Raw genomic sequence first — 22,285 nt, forward strand, 5'->3', positions numbered from 1 at the left:
CTATCGATAAGATGAATGATTTTACTCTTCCATCAAAGCTCACTTTAAATAATAAAGAGTTTCAATCCGGCACGAAAATTGTTCGAAAACAGGGCTGTGGTTCAATAATAGGAACGCTTTCTGAGCCTCATCGTAAGGTACTTTTTTATCTTTATCAGAACAAAGGCGTAGTTGTTAGCAAGAATATTCTTAAGCGTGTTGGGTGGCCTGGGAAATCGGTAACATCCGCGTCAGTTCTGGTTGCAATCTATGAAATTCGCCGAATGATAGACTGTAAATGCCTATACACTATACCAAATGAAGGCTATTTGTTAGAGCCTAGACCCTGCTGTTGATATTCTGTTCATATTCTTATAATAAAATTTTAATCTCTTTACCGTATACGCTCCTTTCATTATCTTCGAATTCAAGCGTCCATTTATAAGTGACGTTATTAAACACATCTCTTAATAAAGTTGTGTCGTTGGTTGCTCTGTTAGGGAATATTATATGAATACGGACTCTTCCCCTGTCATTGAGGGTATACGTGAAGAACAAAACGAGGTCTTGGAAGTAAACGGTAAGGTTATTGAGCTAAATACCAAGCTCATACGCAATTTGGAAAATGGTTATATCGTAGGAACGATGCCATTGGCTTATAGAAAGATGATTCTTGCTATGAATCGTCATCGTGGACAACTATTCAGTGTGCCGCAGCTAAAAAAAATCGGTTGGGAAGGTGAGAAGGTCACTAACTCTTCAGTGATTGTCGCTATTTCAGAGATACGTTCTATTCTTGGTGATGGCTTGATCCTAACGATCACTGGCGAAGGCTATGTGTTCCAACCCTAGTGTAACCCTCTAAATATCGTGTACAAAAAAGGGCGCTTCATTTGGACGTATTGTCTTTAGTGAAGAGCCCCTAAGTGTATCGCTCAAAAGTAAGATAACGACTTATTCGCCCGCAATTTGTAGATGAGAGCGCTTAAGGCTCGCAATCAACATGTAAATCGTCGTCGCTAGTAACGATGCAAACAGGTAAGTGAACAACCCTGCTTGTGAATCCATGAAGCTATCTGCCACGATCGGACCTGCAACAGAGCCAATGCTGTAGCAAAGTAGCATGATCTGAGTCACTGACACCAAGTAGCTTGGGTCAAGGTTTCGGCAACCCAAGTTAATTGCGATTGGGTATAGCGCAAATGTCGCCATGCCTAATACGAACAAGCTCATGCCTAGTACGTAGAAATCGTGATTGATAGTCAACACACCAATGCTTGCAACGCCTAGCAGGCAGAACAGAGCCATCAATAACACTTGACCTACATGGTGAGATAACCAAGTCACCATTGGTTGTACAGCCATACCACCCATAATAACTAACGCCATCAAACCGCCAATGTCTTCGTGCGCAATGTTACGTTGAGCAAGCTCGACAGGCATTAAACCGTAAATCGCACCTAGCGTTAATCCAGACACAATGCAGCCAATTAACGCGCTGTGGCTTAATTTGCTGATCTGCTTTAAAGACAAAGATTGCGCATCGTGGATCTGTGGTGGTGTTGCTTGTCCGTACATCAAAACAATGATCGCACCAAACAGAAGGGTGAACATTGCGATGAAAGGTACGCCACCAGTAATACCTAAGTAACCGATACCAAGCTGACCAACTGCTGAACCGCCGTATAGTGAACACATGTAAATCGCTAAGCGTTTTGCACGTTGTGATTCGTCACCGCTCATTAGCCATGATTCAACAATGACGAAAATACCCGCAACCGACACACCCGCAACAAAGCGCGCAATTAGCCACACAGCTTGGTGTGGGATTAATGGCAACACAAGGATCGTTGCGATAAACACGCTCAGTGCCATTACAAACGCGTCTTTGTGGCCGATACGTGCAATCGCACGCTCAATCAATAACGTACCCGCTAAAAGGCCTGCATAAAAGGCACTCGCCAACCAACTCGATAGGTTACTGTCTAGGCCGTATTCAGATAGCATTAATGGCAATGAGCTCATTAGGTAGCCTGAAGCGATCGCGTAGAAAGACAGTGCAATAACTGGAACGGTTATGCGAGTTGTTGGTTGGATGTTGTCCAATGCAGGAGCCTCCGAAAGTGTGAGAAACGATGAATTTTCCGCGACTATGGGGGAGAAACTGAATTGGGTAAAACGAATAAAAATGGTCGTTAAGATAAAAGAAATTTGTCGACCAGCGAAACTAAAATACCGTTGTAATATTTGGTGATTTCATGAGATTTTATGTGGTCAAAAAGCCGTTAAGCCCTTGTTCATTGGCTATTTAATTGAGAGGGTGAAAACGAATCTATTTGTAGTGTTGAAATTAGATTTGAAGTGCAGTTTACGATAAGAGCGCTTCTTTTCGGTATTGACGTGGTGAGCTTCCACTCCATTTACGAAATGCGTGACGAAAGTTGGCGCTGTCGGAAAAGCCAACACGCTCAGAAATCTCTTCAATGCTCATTTTTGTCGACGAAAGATAGTGTCGAGATAGATGAAAGCGAACGTGGTCGAGTATCTTCTGGTAGCTGGTATCGGCTGCTTTAAGATGACGGCGCAGTGTGCGGGAAGACATCCCCAGTTCTGACGAGATTGATTCTATCGATGGGTAACTTCCTGGTCTCTCAAGCAACATTTGCGAGACCTTTTCTTTAAGGCTGGTGGACGCACTAACTTTTGCCAACATGTCATCACATGATTTAAGACACATCTGCAGCGTAATGGTATTGGCCGTAGGGAGAGGCGAGTACAAGCTGGTTGCATCAAACTGCCATTCAAGGCGGTCACTGTTAAATTCAACAGGGCAACGGAATACCTTTGTATAAAGGTCACCGTACTCTGGCTTCGGGTAAGGGAAGCGGATCACTTGTGATGGAAAGGGCTGTTGCAGCACTTCTTCACACAGGCTTTGGATCGCCGCAAACCAATATTCGCAACAAAATGGCAGTAGAGAGTCCAAGTCGATCAGCTGTTCCGCTCTAAAGTACCCAACGTTATCCTCTACCGACATGGTTTTTCTGAGTACTGGACCAGCAAGTTGCAGATATTTAAATCCAATTAGCAAAGCATCTAATAGAGTTTCGCTACTGAATACTGCATAACCTAGAACACCGAAGTCACTAAACCGAGCTTGTTGGCCAACTCTTAACCCTAAACCGCCTTCATCAGTATTTGCCAGTGCATTGCTAAACACCGCCAACTTTTGCGCCAACGTAATGTGCGTGTCTGGCGTGTTTAGCTGAAGATCATCAATGTTACTGCCTTCCAACAACGCTTCAATATTAAGCGCGGGTGACATATAGCGATGCAGTAGTTGAAGATCAAGAATACCGAATGCTTGCATATCGGGTTCGTAGACTGCGGTGTATTCCATAGGATGCCTCTTGTTGAATATCGTCATATTAACCGAACTTTTAACATTTACGCCTATTGCTTGTTCTCACTTTCCTAAGCTTGTTCAAACTTTTGCCTTATGTGTGCAAGGTTTTACAAGGTCTTATTGAACTGTGTCCGAATATCACCGGTTTTTGTCTTTTTGAAACCTGTTCGATATGTTATCAAAATGTTGTAATTTAATGGGTTGCACATCGGGGCGTCTCAAACATTTTGCTCAATAAATACTTTTACCTACATGACACGCCAATGTGCAGGCTCGTGATGACAAGAAAGACACTTATTACAACGATTAGAACGTCTACGGTGACCGTCACAAACAGGTCTTAGCCGCATAAGGAGATCATTGATGCACAATCTTGCTGTTAATTTGGAGCGTAGCGCTTCGCTTTTTCCAACTAAAGCCGCTCTGCGTATGGGATCGGATGAAATCAGCTTTTCTCAGTTAGAACAACTTTCTGGAAACGTGGCTGCTAACTTGAAAAGACTTGGGTTGCAGAAGGGAGATAAGGTCGCATTGTCATGCCCGAACGTGACTTACTTTCCGATAGCCTACTACGGGATTCTAAAAGCGGGCTGTGTAGTCGTGCCTTTGAACGTGCTATTTAAGGCCAGAGAGATCGCTTATCACCTTAATGACTCGGACGCGAAAGCCTATTTATGCTTTGAAGGCAGTGAAGAGCTTCCGATTGGACGCTATGGTTTACAAGGTTTTGAGCAGGTAAATCACTGTGAACATTTTATCAAGATGCCTATTCCAATAAGTGCAGGCATTAGTCCGGAAAGAAATGAGCAGTATGAGTCAATAGCCGATTGGTTAGAACAACCTTTGGATTCGTTTGAGTCTGTAGCGTGTCATGGCGATGATACCGCGGTAATTCTATATACGTCAGGTACCACAGGCCAGCCGAAGGGCGCTGAGCTTTCACACACCAACATGCAAACCAATGCGATGTCGTCACAGTATCTGATGCGATTGGAATACAGTGATACTACAATGGCCACACTTCCTCTGTTTCACAGTTTCGGTCAAACCGTCATGATGAACGCGAGCGTGTTGACGGGGTCTACCATGGTCTTAATTCCACGCTTCGAGCCATCACTAGTGATCGAGCAGATCATTAGCCATAAAGTCAGTGTCTTTGCTGGCGTTCCTACCATGTATATCGCACTGCTCAGAGCGGGAGAAGAATCTCCTGATGCTTCTGAAAAAACAAGCAAGCGTTCTGAGCAGGTCAAACACAGCTTAAGGCTTGGTGTGTCTGGTGGTGCTTCGATGCCACTTGAGGTCATTCGTCAGTTTGAATCTCGCTTTGAATTACCGGTACTTGAAGGATACGGGCTATCTGAAACGGCACCGGTCGCGACTTTCAATCACATTGATGGTGATCGTCTCTCGGGCAGTGTTGGTCAGCCGCTGTGTGGTCACCTTATCAAGATTACTGATGTGCAAGGCAACTCGGTGGCAATGGGACAGTTGGGTGAAGTCTGTATTAAGAGCCCAAGCGTTATGAAAGGCTACTATCAACGACCTGAAGCAACGGCAGAAGCGATCCGAGATGGTTGGTTTTTAACAGGCGATATCGGACGTGTCGATGAGCACGGGAACTTGTTCATTGTTGACCGTGTGAAAGATATGATCATCCGAGGCGGTTACAACGTTTATCCGAGAGAAATCGAAGAAGTATTGATGTGTCACCCTGATGTGGAAATGGTGGCAGTAGTGGGTGAGCATCATGAGCAGCTAGGTGAAGAGATCCACGCCCACGTGGTGCTGCACGAGCATACACAATGTGATAGCAAAGCCTTGATGGCTTGGTGTCGTGAGCAACTCGCGGATTACAAATATCCTCGTAAGGTGTTCATTCGTAGTGCGTTACCCATGACGGCAACTGGTAAAATCTTGAAGAGAGAGTTGCACCCTCTAGAGGTCGCGGAGGCAATCAATGGATAACTATGACTTTATTATCGTTGGCGGTGGCTCCGCTGGCTGTGTGATGGCTTCTCGATTGTCTGAAGATCCAAATACGACCGTTTGTTTGTTGGAGGCTGGTGGCAAAGATACGAGCCCATTTATCCATACTCCTGTGGGTGTTGTAGCAATGATGCCAACCAGACTCAATAACTGGGCGTTCGAGACCGTAGAACAACCTGGCTTAAATGGTCGTAAGGGCTATCAGCCGAGGGGGAAGACACTCGGTGGCTCTAGCTCTATTAATGCCATGATGTACGCCCGTGGTCATCGTTATGACTACGACACATGGGAAAGTTTAGGTAATGCAGGGTGGGGCTATGAGTCGTGCCTGCCTTACTTTAAGAAAGCTGAGAATAACGAAGTCCACCGAGATGAGTATCACGGCCAAGGCGGTCCTCTGAATGTGGCGAACCTTAGGTCGCCAAGCCCAATGTTGGAGCGCTATTTAACTGCGTGTGAATCGATTGGTGTCCCTCGCAATGAAGATATAAACGGTGCCGCTCAGTTCGGTGCAATGCCGACTCAGGTTACTCAGTTGAATGGTGAACGATGTAGTGCGGCTAAGGCCTACTTGACGCCAAATCTATCTCGTCCAAATCTCACCGTGGTGACCAAAGCAACCACACATAAGGTCTTGTTTGAAGGTAAGAAAGCGGTTGGGGTTGAATACGGCTCGAATGGTAAGTGTTATCAGATCCGATGCACCAAGGAAGTCATTTTGTCGGCTGGGGCTTTTGGGTCTCCCCAGTTGCTGTTGCTATCGGGCGTCGGTTCTAAAGATGAGTTGGCGGTTCATGGCATCGAGCAAGTTCATGAGTTACCGGGAGTGGGCAAGAACCTGCAAGATCATATCGACTTGGTTCACTCATATAAATGCAGCGAAAAGCGCGAAACGTTCGGTATTTCATTGCAAATGGCATCTGAAATGACCAAAGCTTTGCCCTTATGGCACAAAGAGCGTCGCGGAAAAATGAGCAGCAACTTTGCTGAGGGCATTGGTTTTCTTTGTTCTGAAGATCATATCGCCGTGCCAGATTTAGAGTTTGTATTTGTGGTTGCAGTTGTCGATGACCATGCGAGGAAAATTCATACCAGTCATGGGTTTACCTCACATGTCACTTTACTTAGGCCAAAAAGCCATGGCACCGTAACACTGAATAGCACCAATCCTTACGATCCGCCTAAGATCGACCCTGCGTTTTTCAGTCACCCTGAAGACATGGAAATAATGATTAAAGGGTGGAAAAAGCAGTATCAAATGCTAGAGAGTGAAGCGTTTGATGATATCCGTGGTGATGCTTTTTATCCTGTCGATGCTAGTGATGACAAGGCGATTGAACAAGATGTCCGTAATCGTTCAGATACCCAGTACCACCCTGTGGGAACCTGTAAAATGGGGCCTAGTAGTGATTCTTTAGCCGTGGTGGATAAAGATCTTAAAGTCCATGGTTTGAATAACTTAAGAGTCATTGATGCGTCGATTATGCCGACCTTAGTTGGGGCTAATACCAATGCGCCAACCATAATGATTGCTGAGAAAGTCGCTGATCAGATTAAAGATCAATATCGCTTGGTTAAGGAAGATGGTGCACACAAGCAAGGCGCGAATGAGAGCGCAAAACACGAAATGATTGGCTAGAAGAACATATTAGAGATAACAGGTGGATTACAATAGGTTAGGGAGCCTTATCCTTTAAGGTTCCTTAACCTATTTTGTTTGTTGATTACTGAAAGAATCGAAACAAACTTACTTAGCTAGAGCTTGATTAAGCCATTGATCAAATTGACCTTTTGGTAACGCGCCGTTGATCGTGTCGACACGTTTACCATCCTTAAATACCATCACAGTAGGAATGCTTCTGATTTGGTACATCGCGGCTAGCTGCTGCTGAGCTTCGGTATCGATCTTAACGAATCGAACATCTCCAGAACGTTCTTTGGCAACGTCGCTGAACACAGGGGCGAAGCCCACACAAGGGTTACACCATGTTGCCCAGAAATCGACAACCACAGGCTGTGAACTGTTCAAAATAGATTGGAAGTTCAATGACGTGCCTTCGATTGGCGCGCCATCTAGTAATGCGTTTTTGCATTTACCACAAGTTGGACTTTCTGAAATTCGTTCTGAAGGAACTCGGTTTACGCCACCACAAGAAGGGCAACGTGTGTTGAATGTAGACATAACTTTCTCTTTTTATTGCAACTCCGTGTCTAACGCGATTTACGAATCACGTACGGAACGCTTATACTGTTTAAAACAAGAATACGATACTTAAATAAAAACAAACAATAAACAGGTAAATGATGACAAAATTTTACGCCGAAATTACTGGCTGGGGAAAGTGTCTGCCACCAGCCGTGCTGTCCAATGATGATTTAAGCACTTTCATTGATACGTCTGACGAGTGGATTCGTACTCGAACTGGTATCGAAAACCGTCGTATCAGTCATGTAAATACCTCTGAACTAGCAACTGTTGCTGCTCAACACGCAATGGCGTGTGCTGGTTTAACAGCCGAAGATATCGATCTTGTGATCGTAGCGACGTGCAGTCCAGACTCTCTTATTCCAAATACTGCGTCTAAAGTTCAACAGAACCTAGGCATCAAGAGTGCAGCGGCTTTTGACCTTAATGCGGCGTGTACAGGCTTCATCTACGGTGTTGAAACTGCAACTCGATTGATTCAGGCGGGCAACTACCGCAATGCGATCGTTGTGGGCGCAGAGCGTCTATCATTCTTCATCGATTGGACCAAGCGTGATACAGCGGTTCTATTTGGTGATGGCGCTGGCGCTGTGGTTCTATCGCGTACTGAAGAGCAAGTTGGCCTACAAGAAGCGCAAATCGGTTGTGACGCCGAAGGTCGTGACATTCTAGCAGTACCAAAATTTGGTACTTCAATGGATCGTTTTGCGGCTGACAACGGCTACTGGGACTTTGATTTCGTAGGTAAAGAGATCTTCAAACGTGCGGTTAAAGGCATGGGCGCTGCAGCGCACACAGTGTTGAGCCGTACTGGCATCTCAACGGACAACATCGATGTTGTGATTCCACACCAAGCAAACATCCGAATTATTCAAACTCTGTGTGACATGGCGGGTATTGAGCGCGATAAGGCGTTTGTGAACATTCAAAACTATGGCAACACGTCGGCTGCGACTGTGCCAATTGCATTGTGTGAATCGTTAGAGCAAGGCTTTGTTAAACCGAACTCAAACATCCTTGTGGCGGCATTCGGTGCCGGTTTAACTTGGGGGGCAGGCCATATTAAGTGGGGTAGCCGTGTTGAGCCGTTAGGTCAATCGGACGCTAAGCTTCCAGAAGCAGATAGCTCGGCATTAGAACTTCTAGAGAGAGCCATTTTACACTGTAAAACGCGTCCTAATTCTGAGAATGAGTAGCAGCATGGCGCAAGTTCGTCTTATGACAGAAGCCGACCTCAATGGAGCGGCTTTAGTTCACCAAGCTACTTTTGTTCGACAGCAAAACTCAAAAAAATGGTTACAATGTAACTTAAGTGCTGCGCCACGCTTTCTTAACTTTGTTGCTGAAAGCGATGGCGAGATTGTCGGCTACATTATTTGGGTTCAAAAGAGTGGGTTTAGGCCTGAAGCTGTTTTGGAGCTAGAACAACTTGCTGTGTTACCGAGTGCTCAGGGGCAAGGATTGGGCAAAAAGCTGATTCTAGACTCTTTGCGTCAAGTGAAGCAGAAGCTATCAGAGCAGGGCTCGACACTAAAACATGTATTAGTGACCACCAGAGCAGATAACTTTGCACAAAAGCTCTATCAGTCGACATTGGGCGCAGAAGTCGAAACCACGATTTCAAACCTTTACTCAGCCGATGAAGTGCTTATGATAGCTCGCAATGTAGGTGAACGAATCTGATCGCTGAGTTCTTAGAACCATTATTATCAGCGGCATAACTCGATTAACGTTTTATTAGGGGCTTTCGTGGCCCCTTTGTTATTTCTTAGGAAGTGTTTTGAAGAAAGTTTTAGCAATTGGCTACGTTTGGCCAGAACCGAATTCATCGGCGGCTGGCAGCCATATGATGTCACTTTTACGACTGTTCAAGAGACAAGGTTGGTCCGTTGAGTTCGCAACGCCAGCTCAAGAAACCGAGCATATGATTGATCTTTCTGAAGAGGGCATTACAAGCCAATCTATTCAGCTAAATTGCGATAGCTTTGACCAGTACATCGAAGAGCTGCAACCTGATGTTGTCATGTTTGACCGCTTTATGATGGAAGAGCAATTCGGCTGGCGCGTCGAGAAGGTATGTCCGAATGCCTTTAAGCTACTGGATACTGAAGATTTACAATTCCTACGCAATGCTCGACATGAAGCTGTTAAGAAAGAGACAGAGTTAACGAAAGAGCACCTGTACAGTGACTTGGCGAAACGTGAAATCGCTGCAATCCTGCGCTGTGATCTTTCGTTGATCATCTCAAGTTACGAGATGGAATTGCTCCAAGCCGAGTTCAATATCGATCCCAAACTGCTTCATCACTTGCCGTTCATGGTTGATCTTAATACGTTGCCTGAAAGTACGAAAAGCTTTGAAGAACGTAAGCATTTCATGACGATAGGTAACTTTAGACACGCACCGAATTGGGATGCTGTGCTTCAGTTACAGAAGATTTGGCCGAAGATTCGCAAGCAGTTACCTGATAGTGAACTTCATATTTACGGATCTTATCCGCCGCCGAAAGCAACCGCTTTGCATAATCCAAAAACCGGTTTCCATATCAAAGGTTGGGCGAAAGATGCTCAAGAAGTAATGGAACAGGCGCGTGTTTGTGTTGCGCCATTACGTTTTGGCGCTGGCATTAAAGGCAAGCTGCTTGATGCGATGAAGCTGCAAACTCCAAACGTGACGAGCGAGATCGGCAGTGAAGGCATGTTACCGCAAGGCGAACTGCAATGGCCGGGTGCGGTTGCTGATGATATTGACGAGTTTGTTGAACAAGCTGTCGCACTCTATAAAGATGAAGAGAAGTGGCTTAAGGCTCAAAGTCAATGTCACTCAATTCTTGAAACACACTATGAACAGAATCAGCTGGGCGACAAATTAATCGAGCGATTGATTGCACTAGATTCTGAGCTTAAATCTCATCGACTGAATAACTTCTTCGGTTCAATGCTCAAGCACCACAGCATGGCAAGCACTAAGTACATGTCGCAGTGGATTGCTGAGAAGAACAAGATCAAATAGCTGTTCTTTACCAAAGACAGAATAAATCTTAAGCCCTTAGGTTAACGCCTAGGGGCTTTTTTCATGGGTGAAGCTTCTTGGCTTTAGACACTAGACTTGCAAAACCGAAACATAGTGCCATTACATTAGCATTGACTAATTTATATTTATTAGTAAACTCTAATTTAACTTGTGGTGAGTTAGATTAGAGTTTGTGGATAGGAGAGGTCAGTGATTAGTTTTATACCTTGGGATGCGTTTTTCGGCGGCATGCTGTTAGGCGCGTCGGCAATTATTCTGATGTTGGGCATCGGGCGAGTAGCAGGAATCAGCGGAATCGTTAGTCGTTTATTACCGTCTAGAAAGAATAAAAGCTTAGAATCGGGATCTGAATCCAGCTCGGACACGCGTATTGAGAAAACCGAGAAACATTGGCGACTTGCCTTTGTTGTCGGAATGGTTGTGAGCGGTTGGTTGTTGATTCCTACCGGTTATCAACTCCCTCAATTAGAGGAGATGAACCTGTTGGTAGTTGTTATTGCTGGTCTGTTAGTCGGCTTTGGTACTAAAACAGCGAATGGTTGTACTAGTGGACATGGCATTGTGGGCATGGCGCGTTTGTCTAAACGTTCGATTATCGCAACGTGTGTATTCATGAGTGTGGCAATAGCAACCATGCTTATCAAGAACCTGATAGGGCTGGGGGCATAATGAAAAACTCTTTATTTACTATCGTCGTTGGTTTGCTTGCCGGAATCTTGTTTGGCTCGGGTATGATCATTTCAGGCATGGTAGACCCTAACAAGGTACTTGGATTTTTAGATGTGACAGGCGATTGGGACATAAGCCTGGCATTCGTAATGGGCGGTGCACTGATGGTGTTTGCTCCGTTTTATCACTTAGTCATTAAAAAGCGTGACAAAGCTATTAATGGTGAGCAATTAGATAGCCGAAACAACCCGTTAATCGACAGAAAGCTGATTGTGGGTTCCACAGCGTTTGGATTAGGTTGGGGGCTTGCAGGCTTTTGTCCGGGACCTGCGGTGACGAGTCTCAGTGGCGGTAACCCAACCGTATGGGTATTTATGGTCAGCATGCTGGTGGGAATGTGGCTTGCAGGTCGAACGAATAAAACCTGTTAGGGTAAACCTATCGTGTACTTGATAGGCTTGATATGAGCATTTGAGAGGTTGACTGGCTTTTGAGTAAAAAGCCAGTCAGCCTCTTTTTAGATCTATCTATTGTTTGATGGTCGTTGATACTGGGCAATGGTCACTGAGTTTGTAGTCCAGCACGTCTTGTGTTTTAAATACCTGTTGTTTAGCAGGAGCTGCATTCAATGATTCACTCACCACAATATGATCAATAACAGAGCGGAACTGATGCGTGCGATGGTTGTTGCGGTTAGAGCGTACTTTGCAGTCGGCGCGTGTCTTTCGTGTCGCTAACTGCGCATCAGTATATTGTGTTAACTCTTTCCACATCCAATCTCGTGAGTAGGCGAGGTTATGGTTAAAGTCGCCAAGAATGGCGTAGTCTTCGTTATTGCGCTCTCTCTGCTTTATCCATTTATTCAATTGCTGAGCTTGCTCTTTTAAACGTGAGCAGTCGCGGTTGGACTTATAAGCACCACTGCATCCTGCCTTTAAATGAACAGAGAGCATATGAATGGGTTTAGTCTCTGTTTCTATAACGATATAGCTGGCAAACCTAAGCTTGCTGTTAGAACTCGATTCCAGAGGAAAATCAGCGTAGTCGGTGAGGCTTACTTCTTTACGAACCGCAAACCCAGTGTATTGGTTCACTTCTTTGAACTGGCGGTTGCTGTTCTTAGGTAGCGCCCGGTCAGACATCAATATCTTGTATTGATCACCAGCCACACGCTGAATGGCATTTATGTCATCGACTTCTTGAAACGCAACCACATCGGCGTTTAAGGATTGAAAGTATTCTTCAAGTTTGTCGAAATCAGCTTGATCACGTTTGTCAGAAAACTTATTCACAGCCTCGTTGGTTGATAACCATTCGATATTCCAACTGGATATGGTTAAAGGTTCAGCAATTGCTTGGTTACCGATTAGGCAGCCTAACATTAACCACTTTTGTAGTCGTTTCATCCCAAATATCCCTAAATTTGTCGACCAATATTGATGAGCCGTTATCCTACAACACTTACCAAAAATTCAACTCTTTTTAGCAGTTTTTTTATTGTTACATTGTTTCTTTTCGAGTTGAGAACTAGCGTAATAATATTGAATTGATCTTAGTCAGCGTTCTCTTTTTATTGATCCAAATCAATACTCAAGTTTGGTGGTTCTCGTTAAATACGCCACAATATCTAGTGTTAGTTTAACGGTAAATCGCTCTATATAGTGTGTTTGTGGATAAGTCTGTGAATACCTCAAGAGTAAGGAGAAGTGGTGAAATCAATCGTAATCAAGCGTGATGGCTCAAGAGCTCCATTCAGTAGAGATCGCATCCAGGCTGCAGTGGAAGCAGCATCAGACAAAACCGATAAGGAAATTGCTATTTATGCATTGAATGTGGCATTAGCAGTTGAGTTGAAGCTCGAAGACTACGATGAAGTTCATATCTCTGAAATTCAAACCATGGTCGAGAACGAGCTAATGCAGGGGCCATATAAGTCTCTAGCACGCGCATACATCGAATATCGTCATGATCGCGATATCGCACGTGAAAAGCAAAGTGCGTTAACTCGTGAAATCGAAGGTTTGATCGAAGAAAGCAATGTTGATCTAATCAACGAAAATGCGAATAAAGATGGCAAAGTTATCCCAACTCAGCGTGACCTGCTGGCGGGTATCGTGGCTAAACACTATGCGAAAACTCATATTTTGCCACGTGATATCGTACATGCTCACGAATGTGGTGATATTCACTACCACGATCTAGACTACGCACCATTCTTCCCAATGTTTAACTGTATGCTTATCGACTTGAAAGGCATGTTAACGCATGGCTTCAAGATGGGTAACGCGGAAATCGATACGCCTAAGTCTATCTCAACCGCAACGGCAGTAACTGCACAGATCATCGCACAAGTGGCGAGCCACATTTACGGCGGTACAACGATCAACCGCATCGACGAGGTTCTAGAACCTTACGTAATGGCGAGCTACGAGAAGCATTTATCGTTAGCGAAAGAGTGGGACATTCATAGCCCAGAAGCTTTTGCTATCTCTCGTACTGAGAAAGAGTGCTACGACGCATTCCAATCTCTTGAATACGAAGTAAACACCTTGCACACCGCTAATGGTCAAACACCATTCGTGACGTTTGGTTTTGGTTTAGGTGAAAGCTGGGGCTCGAAACTGATTCAGCAATCAATCTTGAAAAACCGCATTGCAGGTTTGGGTAAGAACCGCAAAACAGCCGTGTTCCCTAAACTGGTATTTGCAATCAAAGATGGCTTGAACCACCAGCCACAAGATCCAAACTACGATATCAAGCAACTGGCACTTGAGTGTGCGTCTAAGCGCATGTACCCAGACATTCTTAACTACGACAAAGTAGTAGAAGTGACAGGGTCATTCAAAACGCCTATGGGTTGCCGTAGCTTCTTGAATACATACGAAGAAAACGGCGAGCTTATCCATGAAGGCCGTAACAACTTAGGTGTTGTGAGCTTGAACTTGCCACGTATTGCGATCAACGCAAAACAAGATATGGCTAAGTTTTACGAGTTGCTTGATGAAAAACTGAAGCTTGCTCGTCGCGCATTGGAAACTCGTATCTCTCGTCTAGAAAACGTGAAAGCGCGTGTTGCTCCAATCCTATATATGGAAGGTGCATGTGGTGTTCGCTTGAAAGCAGACGACTCTATTGCTGATATCTTTAAGAACGGCCGTGCATCTGTTTCTCTTGGTTACATTGGTATCCACGAAGCAATGACTGCTTTATACGGTACTGACGTTCACTTGTACGACGATGGCGAAATGCGTGCTAAAGCGCTTGAGCTGGTGGAGTACATGAAGCGTGAAGTGGAATCTTGGACCAAAGAGACAGGTTACGCATTCAGCCTATACGGCACACCAAGTGAAAACCTATGTAGCCGCTTCTGCAGCATCGATACCAAAGAGTTTGGTGTGATTGATGGTGTAACAGACCGTGGTTACTACACAAACAGCTTCCACTTAGATGTGCAGAAGAAAGTGAACCCATACGACAAGATCGATTTCGAGATGCCTTATCCTGAAATTTCTAGCGGTGGTTTCATCTGTTACGGCGAATTCCCTAACATGCAGAAGAACATCGAAGCATTAGAAAACGTATGGGATTACAGCTACACACGTGTTCCTTACTACGGTACCAACACACCGATTGATGAGTGTTACGAGTGTGGTTACAACGGTGAGTTTGACTGTACAAGCAAGGGCTTTACGTGTCCTAAGTGTGGCAACCATGACTCAACCAAAGTATCGGTAACACGCCGTGTTTGTGGTTACCTTGGTAGCCCAGATGCACGCCCATTTAACTTCGGTAAGCAAGAAGAAGTTAAACGCCGCGTGAAGCATCTTTAATAAGCCCTAAGATCAATAGCTAGCTTATTTAGAAGAGCTAAGTTTCGAAGAAATAAGATTGGTATCGGCGTTATGTCGATACCAATTCATTTGTTTCACTTCTCGCTATTTCTCGAGTTAAACCACTAAGCCATCACGAGTTCTCAATACTGCCTTATGAATTATCATCAATATCACCCAATCGACGTTGTAAATGGCCCCGGAACACGCTGCACCTTGTTCGTATCGGGTTGTGTGCACCAGTGCCGTGGGTGTTATAACCAGTCGACGCAAAGGTTGGATTCTGGGCATTTGTTCACTCAAGAATTACAAGATCACATTATTGCCGATCTGAATGACCCGCGAATCAAACGTCGTGGTTTATCGCTTTCTGGTGGTGATCCTCTACATCCTGCAAATGTATCTGAAGTGCTTAAGCTTGTTCAGCGTGTAAAAGCTGAATGCAAGGGCAAAGATATCTGGATGTGGACGGGCTATGAACTTGGCGAATTGGATGAAAATCAGAAGCAAGTACTAGAATACGTTGATACCTTAATTGATGGGCGTTTCGAGCAAGATAAAGCGGACCCAATGCTGGATTGGCGTGGTAGTTCAAACCAAATTATCCATCGATTCACTGATATCTAAGGCTGTCGTCACTTCGTATTTTTGCAAAACGAAAAAGGGCATCATGGTTAGCGCAATGCAATCAATCAGCCCTTGGGTGTGAGTTCTTTTCGTTTGTTCTAGTAGTTCAAATAAATATTAAGTGGCTAGTTGGTTAGGCTCTTCTATGAGGTTGTTTATCCATTTCTTAGAATGAATCCGCTGGCTAGTCAAAGCTATCTTCGCCAGCTCCTCCAGTAACACAATCATCAACACCCATTCTAAAGACCAGCCAAGCACCAAAGCGGTGAAGTAGGCGAGGGGGATGCCAATCGCCCACTGGCCGAATATGTCGATAAAGATGCTGTAGTTGATGTCCCCACCACTCTTTAAAACACCTCCGATGCCAACCATGTTGAACACTCTCAATATCATCCCTGCCGCCATCACCAAGGCGACGTTGACCGCTGTATCTTTGAGTTCCAGGTGCGTTAAATCGATTAATTGAATAATGGCAGGCTTGGCGATAAAACACAGCAGTGCCAATAGTGTCGCAAGCGCACAGCTTACAAATACATAGCCCCAAGCGGTATTTTCAACACGTTGATAGTTCTTAGCACCAATCTCATTACCAAGGATGATCGAAGCAGCGACGGCAAAACCTAAGAAGGCTGAAATTAAGATACTTTCCACTGGAGATAGCAGTGAGATGATCGCAAGTTCACCAACCCCGATCTGACCTACAATAACGTTGTAAATCAGTATTCCACCAGCCCATGCCGTGTCGTGAATCAGCATAGGAATCGCAATCTTGAAGTACATCTTTCTGTGCTTAGGCAATATTGCATCACGCCAACTCTCAATCGTAGGGAATAGATGCGCGTAATGTTTTCTCGCCATAACAAGCAATGCAATCGTCTGAAAGAATCGAGAAGCCGTGGTGCCAATCGCTGCGCCAACCACGCCAAGTTCTGGAAAGCCAAATAGTCCGAAGATCAGCAGAGCATTGAGAATCGCATTGACGATGATTGCCCAAATACTGATCTTGGTGGGCAATTTGGCTTCACCAACCGATCGCAGTGCGCTTTCTAGCGGCACAACGATTGCCGTACCAATAAGGCTGGCTCCTGTTATCCAAAGGTAATCCGTTGCCAAGCGGATGTAATCAGGGTCTGAGGCCACCACAGACACGACTGATTCAGGAGCCAATGTGTAAATCAAAATAAAAGGGATGATGGCAAAGATAGACAAGGCCCAAGATTGCGACAAGACACGTCGAATCCCATTGAAATCGCCCGCACCAAAATATTGCGAAGCTAGCACACTGACTGCACCGCTGATTCCCGATACCATGATTAGGTTAAAGAAGAAGATACGGTTGCCAACACCAACTGCTGCGGTTGCCGCATCACCAAGCTGATTGACCATGAAAATATCGACTACGCCGAGCAATGAAAACAACATGGTTTGCAGAGACACAGGTAAACCGATGTGCAGTAACTTTTGCCAAAAATCTTTGTCTAAATGACGATATGTCGAGAGCATCGCATTTCCCCTGTCGTGAATATGCGAGAAGTGTATCGGCATTTGTTTTAGCTGTATTGTTCAGGTTAATCACAAACTTTTGCCAAACTATCTACTTTTATGGGTTGGCCAATTGAATGAGTTAACAGTGGTATGAGTGATAAACAAGAACGTTACGACATTTCTGAAAAGACCCATCAAGAGTTTGTCGATCAAAGCCATGTATTGGCATTTGAAGAGCTAGGTATCGTTCAATGTGGGACAGCATCGTGCCGCGATTTCTTTTCTGTTTATCGAAAGAACCAACAAAAACATATGCTGCTGTACACCGTAAGAGGCAAAGGGTGGCTTGAAAGTGAAGGGTGTCGATATATTCTAGAGCCGGGGTCGTGCATTACTGTGCCAGCAGGCGTTGAGAACGGTTTTGGTATTGAAGAAGAAACATGGCAAATAGCGTGGATCTTTCTATCGCCTGATAAACAATGGGAGAATGTCGTTACTGATGAGGTGAGTTACACGTTATCCCCAGCAGCAGAAGTCGTCTCATCTTGCATACATACCTTGCTAAGAAGTATTGCTTTGCCAATTGATTTAGGTGGAGCGATTGCCAATCACAGTGTGGCTCAAATCGAGTTCATGATTAACGCGCCGGTTCCGCAGCAACAATCAAGAAATTTGATTCGTTTGAGACGAGTGTTCGACAGTGTTCAAAAGCAGCTTCACAAAGAGTGGAACGTGCATGAACTGGCAAGCCTGTTTCCGTGTTCAGAACCGCATTTTCATCGCTTATGCCAGCGTTACTATTCGCATGGTCCTATGACACACATCATGCGAATGAGGATGGAGTACGCGGCTCGTTTGTTGAAATCCAGCGATTGGTCCATTCAACACATTGGCGAGATAGTTGGGTATCCGAACGCCGCCAATTTTAGTACTCGATTTAAAGCGTGGTCGGGAATGACACCAAGGCAATTCAAACGTGGTGTCCACAATGAGAACTGAATCGATGTAGGTACGTTTTAACTGGTAAAAGTACAAATGGTTGTTTGAAATTTGCGCTAAATATCGACGTAAAATGACCAAGCTCTGATTACTTATGGTAACTAAGCGCTTCTATTAAAAAATGTTTCTGATTTTACTACGATAATGTTAACGTGAAGTACATTACTTGAATTTCAAAGGGTTGTGACTTTCATGTTTTCACATCTACCAAAACCAACTTTAGATCCAATTCTATCTCTTTCAGTTGCTTACCGCGGCGATACTCGTACTGATAAAGTCGACTTAGGTATTGGCGTTTACAAAAATGACCAAGGCGAAACACCGATCATGAAAGCCGTCTCTATGGCTCAGGATATCGTTGTTGAAACGCAGAAAACCAAAGCTTACGTTGGCCTAGCGGGCTGTGAAGAGTTCAACCAAAGCATGGTTGATCTCCTGCTTAAAGGGACTTCTGCAATGGATCGCGTTGCTGCGATTCAAACACCAGGTGCAAGTGGTGCACTGCGTATGTTGGGTGACTTAATGAAAGTTTCTCAACCAGACACCACAGTTTGGATCTCAAACCCAAGCTACGTTAACCACAAACCTGTAATGGAAGCGGCAGGCTTAAAAGTTCGATACTACAATTACTTCAGTCCTGAAACGAAGCAAGTTGATACCGCAAGAATGTTGGATGACCTTTCAAAAGCGGGTCCATCAGATGTGGTACTACTGCACGGTTGCTGTCATAACCCAACGGGTGCGGATATCGACTTTGAGGCGTGGCAGGAAATTACCAAACTATCGCAGAAAAATGGCTTCTTGCCGTTTGTTGATATTGCTTACCAAGGCTTTGGTGACGGCTTAGAAGAAGATGCGAAAGGTCTTCAGCATATGGCGAACAACGTGGAAGAGATGTTGATTACCACTTCTTGCTCAAAGAACTTCGGTTTGTACCGAGAAAGAACGGGCGCGGCGATTGTGATTGGTAAGAATAGCGAACACGTTGGCAACGCAAAAGGTAAGCTACTGACGCTTGCTCGCTCAACTTACACGATGCCGCCAGATCACGGTGCGGCTTTGGTGAAAACAATTCTTCAGAATCAAGAGCTAACATCGATTTGGAAGCAAGAGTTGAGTGAAATGCAGCAACGTTTGTTAAATCTGCGCCAAAGTTTATGTGATGAATTGCGAAATACTTATAACACGTCACAATTTGATTTCATTGAAAGCCATAAAGGTATGTTTACTGTACTAGGCTTTAAAGAAACTCAAATGAATCAATTACGTGAAGAATATGGCATCTACGGTGTTGGTGACGGACGCATCAATATTGCAGGCCTTTCTGAATCCCATATTCCTTACGTAGCAAAAGCGATAGCCAACGTATCAAAATAGAAGGTGACTGAATGTATAATTGGAAAGCGATTATAATCCTAATGTTAAGTGGCGGTCTGTTTGCTTGTTCAACTACGACTCAAGCGCCAGTTGAACCAGAGCAAAAGCCTCAGGTCGAACAACCAGTAGTTGATGACTCTTCTAAGCCTGACGCAACTGAAGGCGACAAAGTAACGGAACCTACTGAGAAGCCAGAAGAAGTAAAACCAGCTGAACCAGAAGCAAAGCCAAAACCTGAAGAAAAGCCGGTAGCGAAACCTACAAAAACCAGTGATGGTAAATTGATTCTTGGTGAAGAAGAGTGGGTATTTGTTCCAGGTTTGAAAGAAGCGTTTAAAGCACGTGTCGATACTGGTGCGACAACGTCTTCAATCAGTGCGGTTGATATCGTCGATTTTGAGCGTGACGGAAAAGACTGGGTTAAATTCAAGATTGAACATGATGGCATCACAACAGAAGAGATCAGCCTACCTGTAGAGCGTTGGGTGAAGATCAAACAATCTAGCGCTGAAGGCACACAACGTCGTGCCGTGGTTGTAGCTTCTATCCAAATTGGTGACCTAAAAGACAAAACTGAATTTACACTTGCAGATCGAACGCATCTTTCTTTCCCACTTCTTTTGGGAAGAAGCTTCTTTAGAGATGTTGCGGTTGTCGATGTAAGCCAGAAGTACGTTCAGAAGAAAGTGACTAAATAGACTTAGCTTCTGTTGATTCAGACTTGTTCTGAGACTTTCACTTTTGGAAAATTGAATCCCTGCTAATTGAATTAGCGGGGATTTTTTCGTTTTACGGTCTAAAATCTTAGTAAATATCGTTAATTCGGCTCTGTTCGTCATCAGGTTACTGTTTAGCCTCGACAACGTGATCCAGATCTCTATATAATCCGCGCTTCGTTTTTGTTTAATCCATACTTTCGTAGTCCTTATTTAGGTTTATTCAGTGACCTAATAACGATCTATCCAGTACACGCTTAGGAATTACTTCTTTGATATCTACCGCGAACATCACAATGCAATTTGGCGCAGAGCCTTTGTTTGAAAACATCTCCGCTAAATTTGGTAACGGCAATCGCTATGGTTTGATCGGCGCCAATGGTTGCGGCAAATCGACGTTCATGAAAATCCTAAGTGGCGCATTAACGCCAAGCTCGGGTAACGTTTCAATCACTCCAGGAGAAAAGCTGGGCGTATTGAGCCAAGATCAGTTTGCTTTTGAGCAGTACAGCGTAATCGACGTTGTGATCATGGGCGACAGAAAGTTATGGGAAGTAAAGCAAGAGCGTGACCGTATTTACTCTTTGCCTGAAATGAGCGAAGAAGACGGTATGAAAGTGGCAGAGCTTGAAAGCGAGTTCGCTGAAATGGATGGCTATACAGCGGAAAGTCGTGCTGGAGATATTCTTATTCAAGCGGGTATTGAAGAAGAGCTTCATTTTGGCCTGATGCAGCAAGTGGCTCCAGGTTGGAAACTGCGTGTGCTTTTGGCACAAGCATTGTTTGCGAACCCAGACATTCTGTTACTTGATGAACCGACCAACAACTTGGACATTCACACCATCAACTGGCTTGCTGAAGAGCTAAACCAGCGTAAATGTACAATGATCATCATTTCGCACGATAGACACTTCCTGAACTCGGTATGTACGCACATGGCGGACATCGATTACGGTGAACTTCGCATCTACCCAGGTAACTACGAGTACTTCCTAGAAGCATCGGGTTTACGTCGTGAACAACTTCTGGCTTCTAATGCGAAGAAAACGGCAGAAATAAACGAACTGCAAGACTTCGTAAACCGTTTTGGTGCCAATGCATCAAAAGCGAAGCAAGCGAGTTCTCGTGCCAAGAAGATGGAAAAGATCACCCTTGATGAAGTGAAGTCTTCGAGCCGTATGAGCCCATCAATTAACTTCGGCGAAGGTAAAAAGCTGCATCGTCAAGCGCTTGAGCTTCAAGAGCTAGGCCACGGTTTCGAAGGCGAGACGCTATTTGCTGGTGGTAATTTGTTACTTGAGGCGGGTACGCGCCTTGCGGTTATCGGTGAGAACGGCGTAGGTAAAACCACTTTACTACGCTGTCTAGTTGGTGAATTGGAGCAAAACCAAGGTATCGTAAAATGGTCTGAAAACGCATCAGTCGGCTACTGCCCGCAAGATAGCAGCGCAGACTTTGACAACGATTTGAGCATATTCGATTGGATTTCACAGTGGCGTACAGCGAAGCACGATGACTTAATGGTGCGTGGCATTCTAGGTCGTCTGCTGTTTACTGCTGATGACGCAAACAAGAAAGCACGTAACTGTTCTGGTGGTGAGAAGAACCGTCTGCTATTTGGTAAGCTAATGATGCAAGACATCAATGTTCTTGTGATGGACGAACCAACGAACCACATGGATATGGAAGCGATCCAAGCGCTAAATGATGCGCTGAAGGTTTATCCAGGTACGCTTATTTTTGTGAGTCACGACCGTGAGTTTGTATCTTCACTGGCAACACACATCATTGATGTGAAAGACCAGCAATTAGTGAGTTTCCAAGGTACTTATGAAGAGTACCTAGATCATCAGAAAAAGATGCTGATGGTTAACCTGTAACAGTCACTATGCAAGACTGATTGAGGTAGGTGAACTGATACTATTGGTTCATCACCAGAAGAAAATAAAGCCCCCGAGCACCGTTGTG

Annotated in this window: 20 protein-coding genes; 15 read left to right on the top strand and 5 right to left on the bottom strand. The window is 44.6% G+C overall.

The genetic code is table 11. The features are described 5' to 3' along the window. The first annotated feature begins 11 nt into the window (after positions 1-11). Both F0232_RS21930 and F0232_RS21935 read left to right on the top strand, forming a co-directional pair. Entirely contained in the window at positions 12-335 is a 324-nt protein-coding gene (locus F0232_RS21930; protein ID WP_239930743.1) for a winged helix-turn-helix domain-containing protein, read from the top strand. A 154-nt stretch (positions 336-489) separates the two neighbouring features. Continuing rightward, the gene (locus F0232_RS21935) at positions 490-831 is read left to right on the top strand and encodes a helix-turn-helix domain-containing protein (protein ID WP_061030905.1); all 342 of its coding nucleotides are present in this window, start codon (positions 490-492) and stop codon (positions 829-831) included. Between the two features lie 102 nt (positions 832-933). Here the strand turns inward: F0232_RS21935 and F0232_RS21940 are convergent, their stop codons facing one another. Both F0232_RS21940 and F0232_RS21945 read right to left on the bottom strand, forming a co-directional pair. Beyond that, complete coding sequence (locus tag F0232_RS21940; RefSeq protein WP_086714056.1) at positions 934-2,085, bottom strand: MFS transporter; 1,152 nt, start codon at positions 2,083-2,085, stop codon at positions 934-936. 262 nt (positions 2,086-2,347) lie between these two features. Beyond that, complete coding sequence (locus F0232_RS21945; RefSeq protein ID WP_105058222.1) at positions 2,348-3,379, bottom strand: AraC family transcriptional regulator; 1,032 nt, start codon at positions 3,377-3,379, stop codon at positions 2,348-2,350. Positions 3,380-3,748: 369 nt separating this feature from the next. Between F0232_RS21945 and F0232_RS21950 the strand changes: the two genes are divergently transcribed. Together F0232_RS21950 and F0232_RS21955 are read left to right on the top strand one after the other, a co-directional pair. After that, complete coding sequence (locus tag F0232_RS21950) at positions 3,749-5,353, top strand: long-chain fatty acid--CoA ligase (RefSeq protein ID WP_105058221.1); 1,605 nt, start codon at positions 3,749-3,751, stop codon at positions 5,351-5,353. Continuing rightward, positions 5,346-7,013 carry a GMC family oxidoreductase gene (locus F0232_RS21955; RefSeq protein WP_105058220.1) on the top strand — a complete coding sequence of 556 codons (1,668 nt, stop codon included), beginning with the start codon at positions 5,346-5,348 and terminating at the stop codon, positions 7,011-7,013. The genes F0232_RS21950 and F0232_RS21955 overlap by 8 nt, the downstream gene beginning before the upstream one ends. Positions 7,014-7,121: 108 nt before the next feature. Here F0232_RS21955 and trxC read toward each other — a convergent pair whose 3' ends face one another. Next, positions 7,122-7,556 (bottom strand): thioredoxin TrxC, encoded by a 435-nt coding sequence (gene trxC, locus F0232_RS21960; protein WP_061030910.1) that lies wholly within the window; start codon positions 7,554-7,556, stop codon positions 7,122-7,124. A gap of 122 nt (positions 7,557-7,678) precedes the next feature. Between trxC and F0232_RS21965 the strand changes: the two genes are divergently transcribed. The 5 genes from F0232_RS21965 (at position 7,679) to F0232_RS21985 (ending at position 11,714) form a co-directional block, all read left to right on the top strand. Further along, complete coding sequence (locus F0232_RS21965) at positions 7,679-8,776, top strand: ketoacyl-ACP synthase III (RefSeq protein WP_105058219.1); 1,098 nt, start codon at positions 7,679-7,681, stop codon at positions 8,774-8,776. A gap of 22 nt (positions 8,777-8,798) precedes the next feature. After that, on the top strand, positions 8,799-9,263 hold the full coding sequence (locus F0232_RS21970; RefSeq protein WP_105058841.1) for a GNAT family N-acetyltransferase: 465 nt from the start codon (positions 8,799-8,801) through the stop codon (positions 9,261-9,263). Positions 9,264-9,360: 97 nt separating this feature from the next. Continuing rightward, the gene (locus tag F0232_RS21975; RefSeq protein ID WP_105058218.1) at positions 9,361-10,593 is read left to right on the top strand and encodes a glycosyltransferase; all 1,233 of its coding nucleotides are present in this window, start codon (positions 9,361-9,363) and stop codon (positions 10,591-10,593) included. A 213-nt stretch (positions 10,594-10,806) separates the two neighbouring features. Continuing rightward, positions 10,807-11,283, top strand: coding sequence for a YeeE/YedE family protein (locus tag F0232_RS21980; protein ID WP_171731496.1), 477 nt, complete (start codon positions 10,807-10,809; stop codon positions 11,281-11,283). Continuing rightward, complete coding sequence (locus F0232_RS21985) at positions 11,283-11,714, top strand: YeeE/YedE family protein (protein WP_105058216.1); 432 nt, start codon at positions 11,283-11,285, stop codon at positions 11,712-11,714. Before F0232_RS21980 ends, F0232_RS21985 begins: the two co-directional genes overlap by 1 nt. Positions 11,715-11,810: 96 nt before the next feature. Here F0232_RS21985 and F0232_RS21990 read toward each other — a convergent pair whose 3' ends face one another. After that, complete coding sequence (locus F0232_RS21990) at positions 11,811-12,689, bottom strand: endonuclease/exonuclease/phosphatase family protein (protein WP_105058215.1); 879 nt, start codon at positions 12,687-12,689, stop codon at positions 11,811-11,813. 303 nt (positions 12,690-12,992) lie between these two features. Between F0232_RS21990 and nrdD the strand changes: the two genes are divergently transcribed. Next, positions 12,993-15,113, top strand: a complete 2,121-nt coding sequence (gene nrdD / locus F0232_RS21995; protein ID WP_061030915.1) for an anaerobic ribonucleoside-triphosphate reductase — start codon at positions 12,993-12,995, stop codon at positions 15,111-15,113. A 156-nt stretch (positions 15,114-15,269) separates the two neighbouring features. Beyond that, a complete protein-coding gene (nrdG, locus tag F0232_RS22000) occupies positions 15,270-15,740 on the top strand; it encodes an anaerobic ribonucleoside-triphosphate reductase-activating protein (protein WP_105058214.1) in 471 nt (156 codons plus the stop codon). Between the two features lie 117 nt (positions 15,741-15,857). On the opposite strand, the gene F0232_RS22005 is transcribed toward nrdG, so the two are convergent. Further along, on the bottom strand, positions 15,858-17,285 hold the full coding sequence (locus F0232_RS22005) for an MATE family efflux transporter (protein ID WP_105058213.1): 1,428 nt from the start codon (positions 17,283-17,285) through the stop codon (positions 15,858-15,860). A gap of 90 nt (positions 17,286-17,375) precedes the next feature. Between F0232_RS22005 and F0232_RS22010 the strand changes: the two genes are divergently transcribed. From F0232_RS22010 to F0232_RS22025, 4 genes are all read left to right on the top strand, one after another. After that, positions 17,376-18,224 (top strand): AraC family transcriptional regulator, encoded by an 849-nt coding sequence (locus F0232_RS22010; protein ID WP_105058212.1) that lies wholly within the window; start codon positions 17,376-17,378, stop codon positions 18,222-18,224. Between the two features lie 192 nt (positions 18,225-18,416). Continuing rightward, a complete protein-coding gene (locus F0232_RS22015) occupies positions 18,417-19,601 on the top strand; it encodes an amino acid aminotransferase (RefSeq protein ID WP_061030919.1) in 1,185 nt (394 codons plus the stop codon). A gap of 11 nt (positions 19,602-19,612) precedes the next feature. After that, positions 19,613-20,299 carry a RimK/LysX family protein gene (locus F0232_RS22020; protein WP_061030920.1) on the top strand — a complete coding sequence of 229 codons (687 nt, stop codon included), beginning with the start codon at positions 19,613-19,615 and terminating at the stop codon, positions 20,297-20,299. A 290-nt stretch (positions 20,300-20,589) separates the two neighbouring features. After that, positions 20,590-22,197 carry an ABC-F family ATPase gene (locus F0232_RS22025; protein WP_081090279.1) on the top strand — a complete coding sequence of 536 codons (1,608 nt, stop codon included), beginning with the start codon at positions 20,590-20,592 and terminating at the stop codon, positions 22,195-22,197. The last annotated feature ends 88 nt before the right edge of the window (positions 22,198-22,285 follow it).

This window comes from Vibrio sp. T3Y01 (assembly GCF_013114525.1).
Lineage (GTDB): Bacteria > Pseudomonadota > Gammaproteobacteria > Enterobacterales > Vibrionaceae > Vibrio > Vibrio chagasii_B.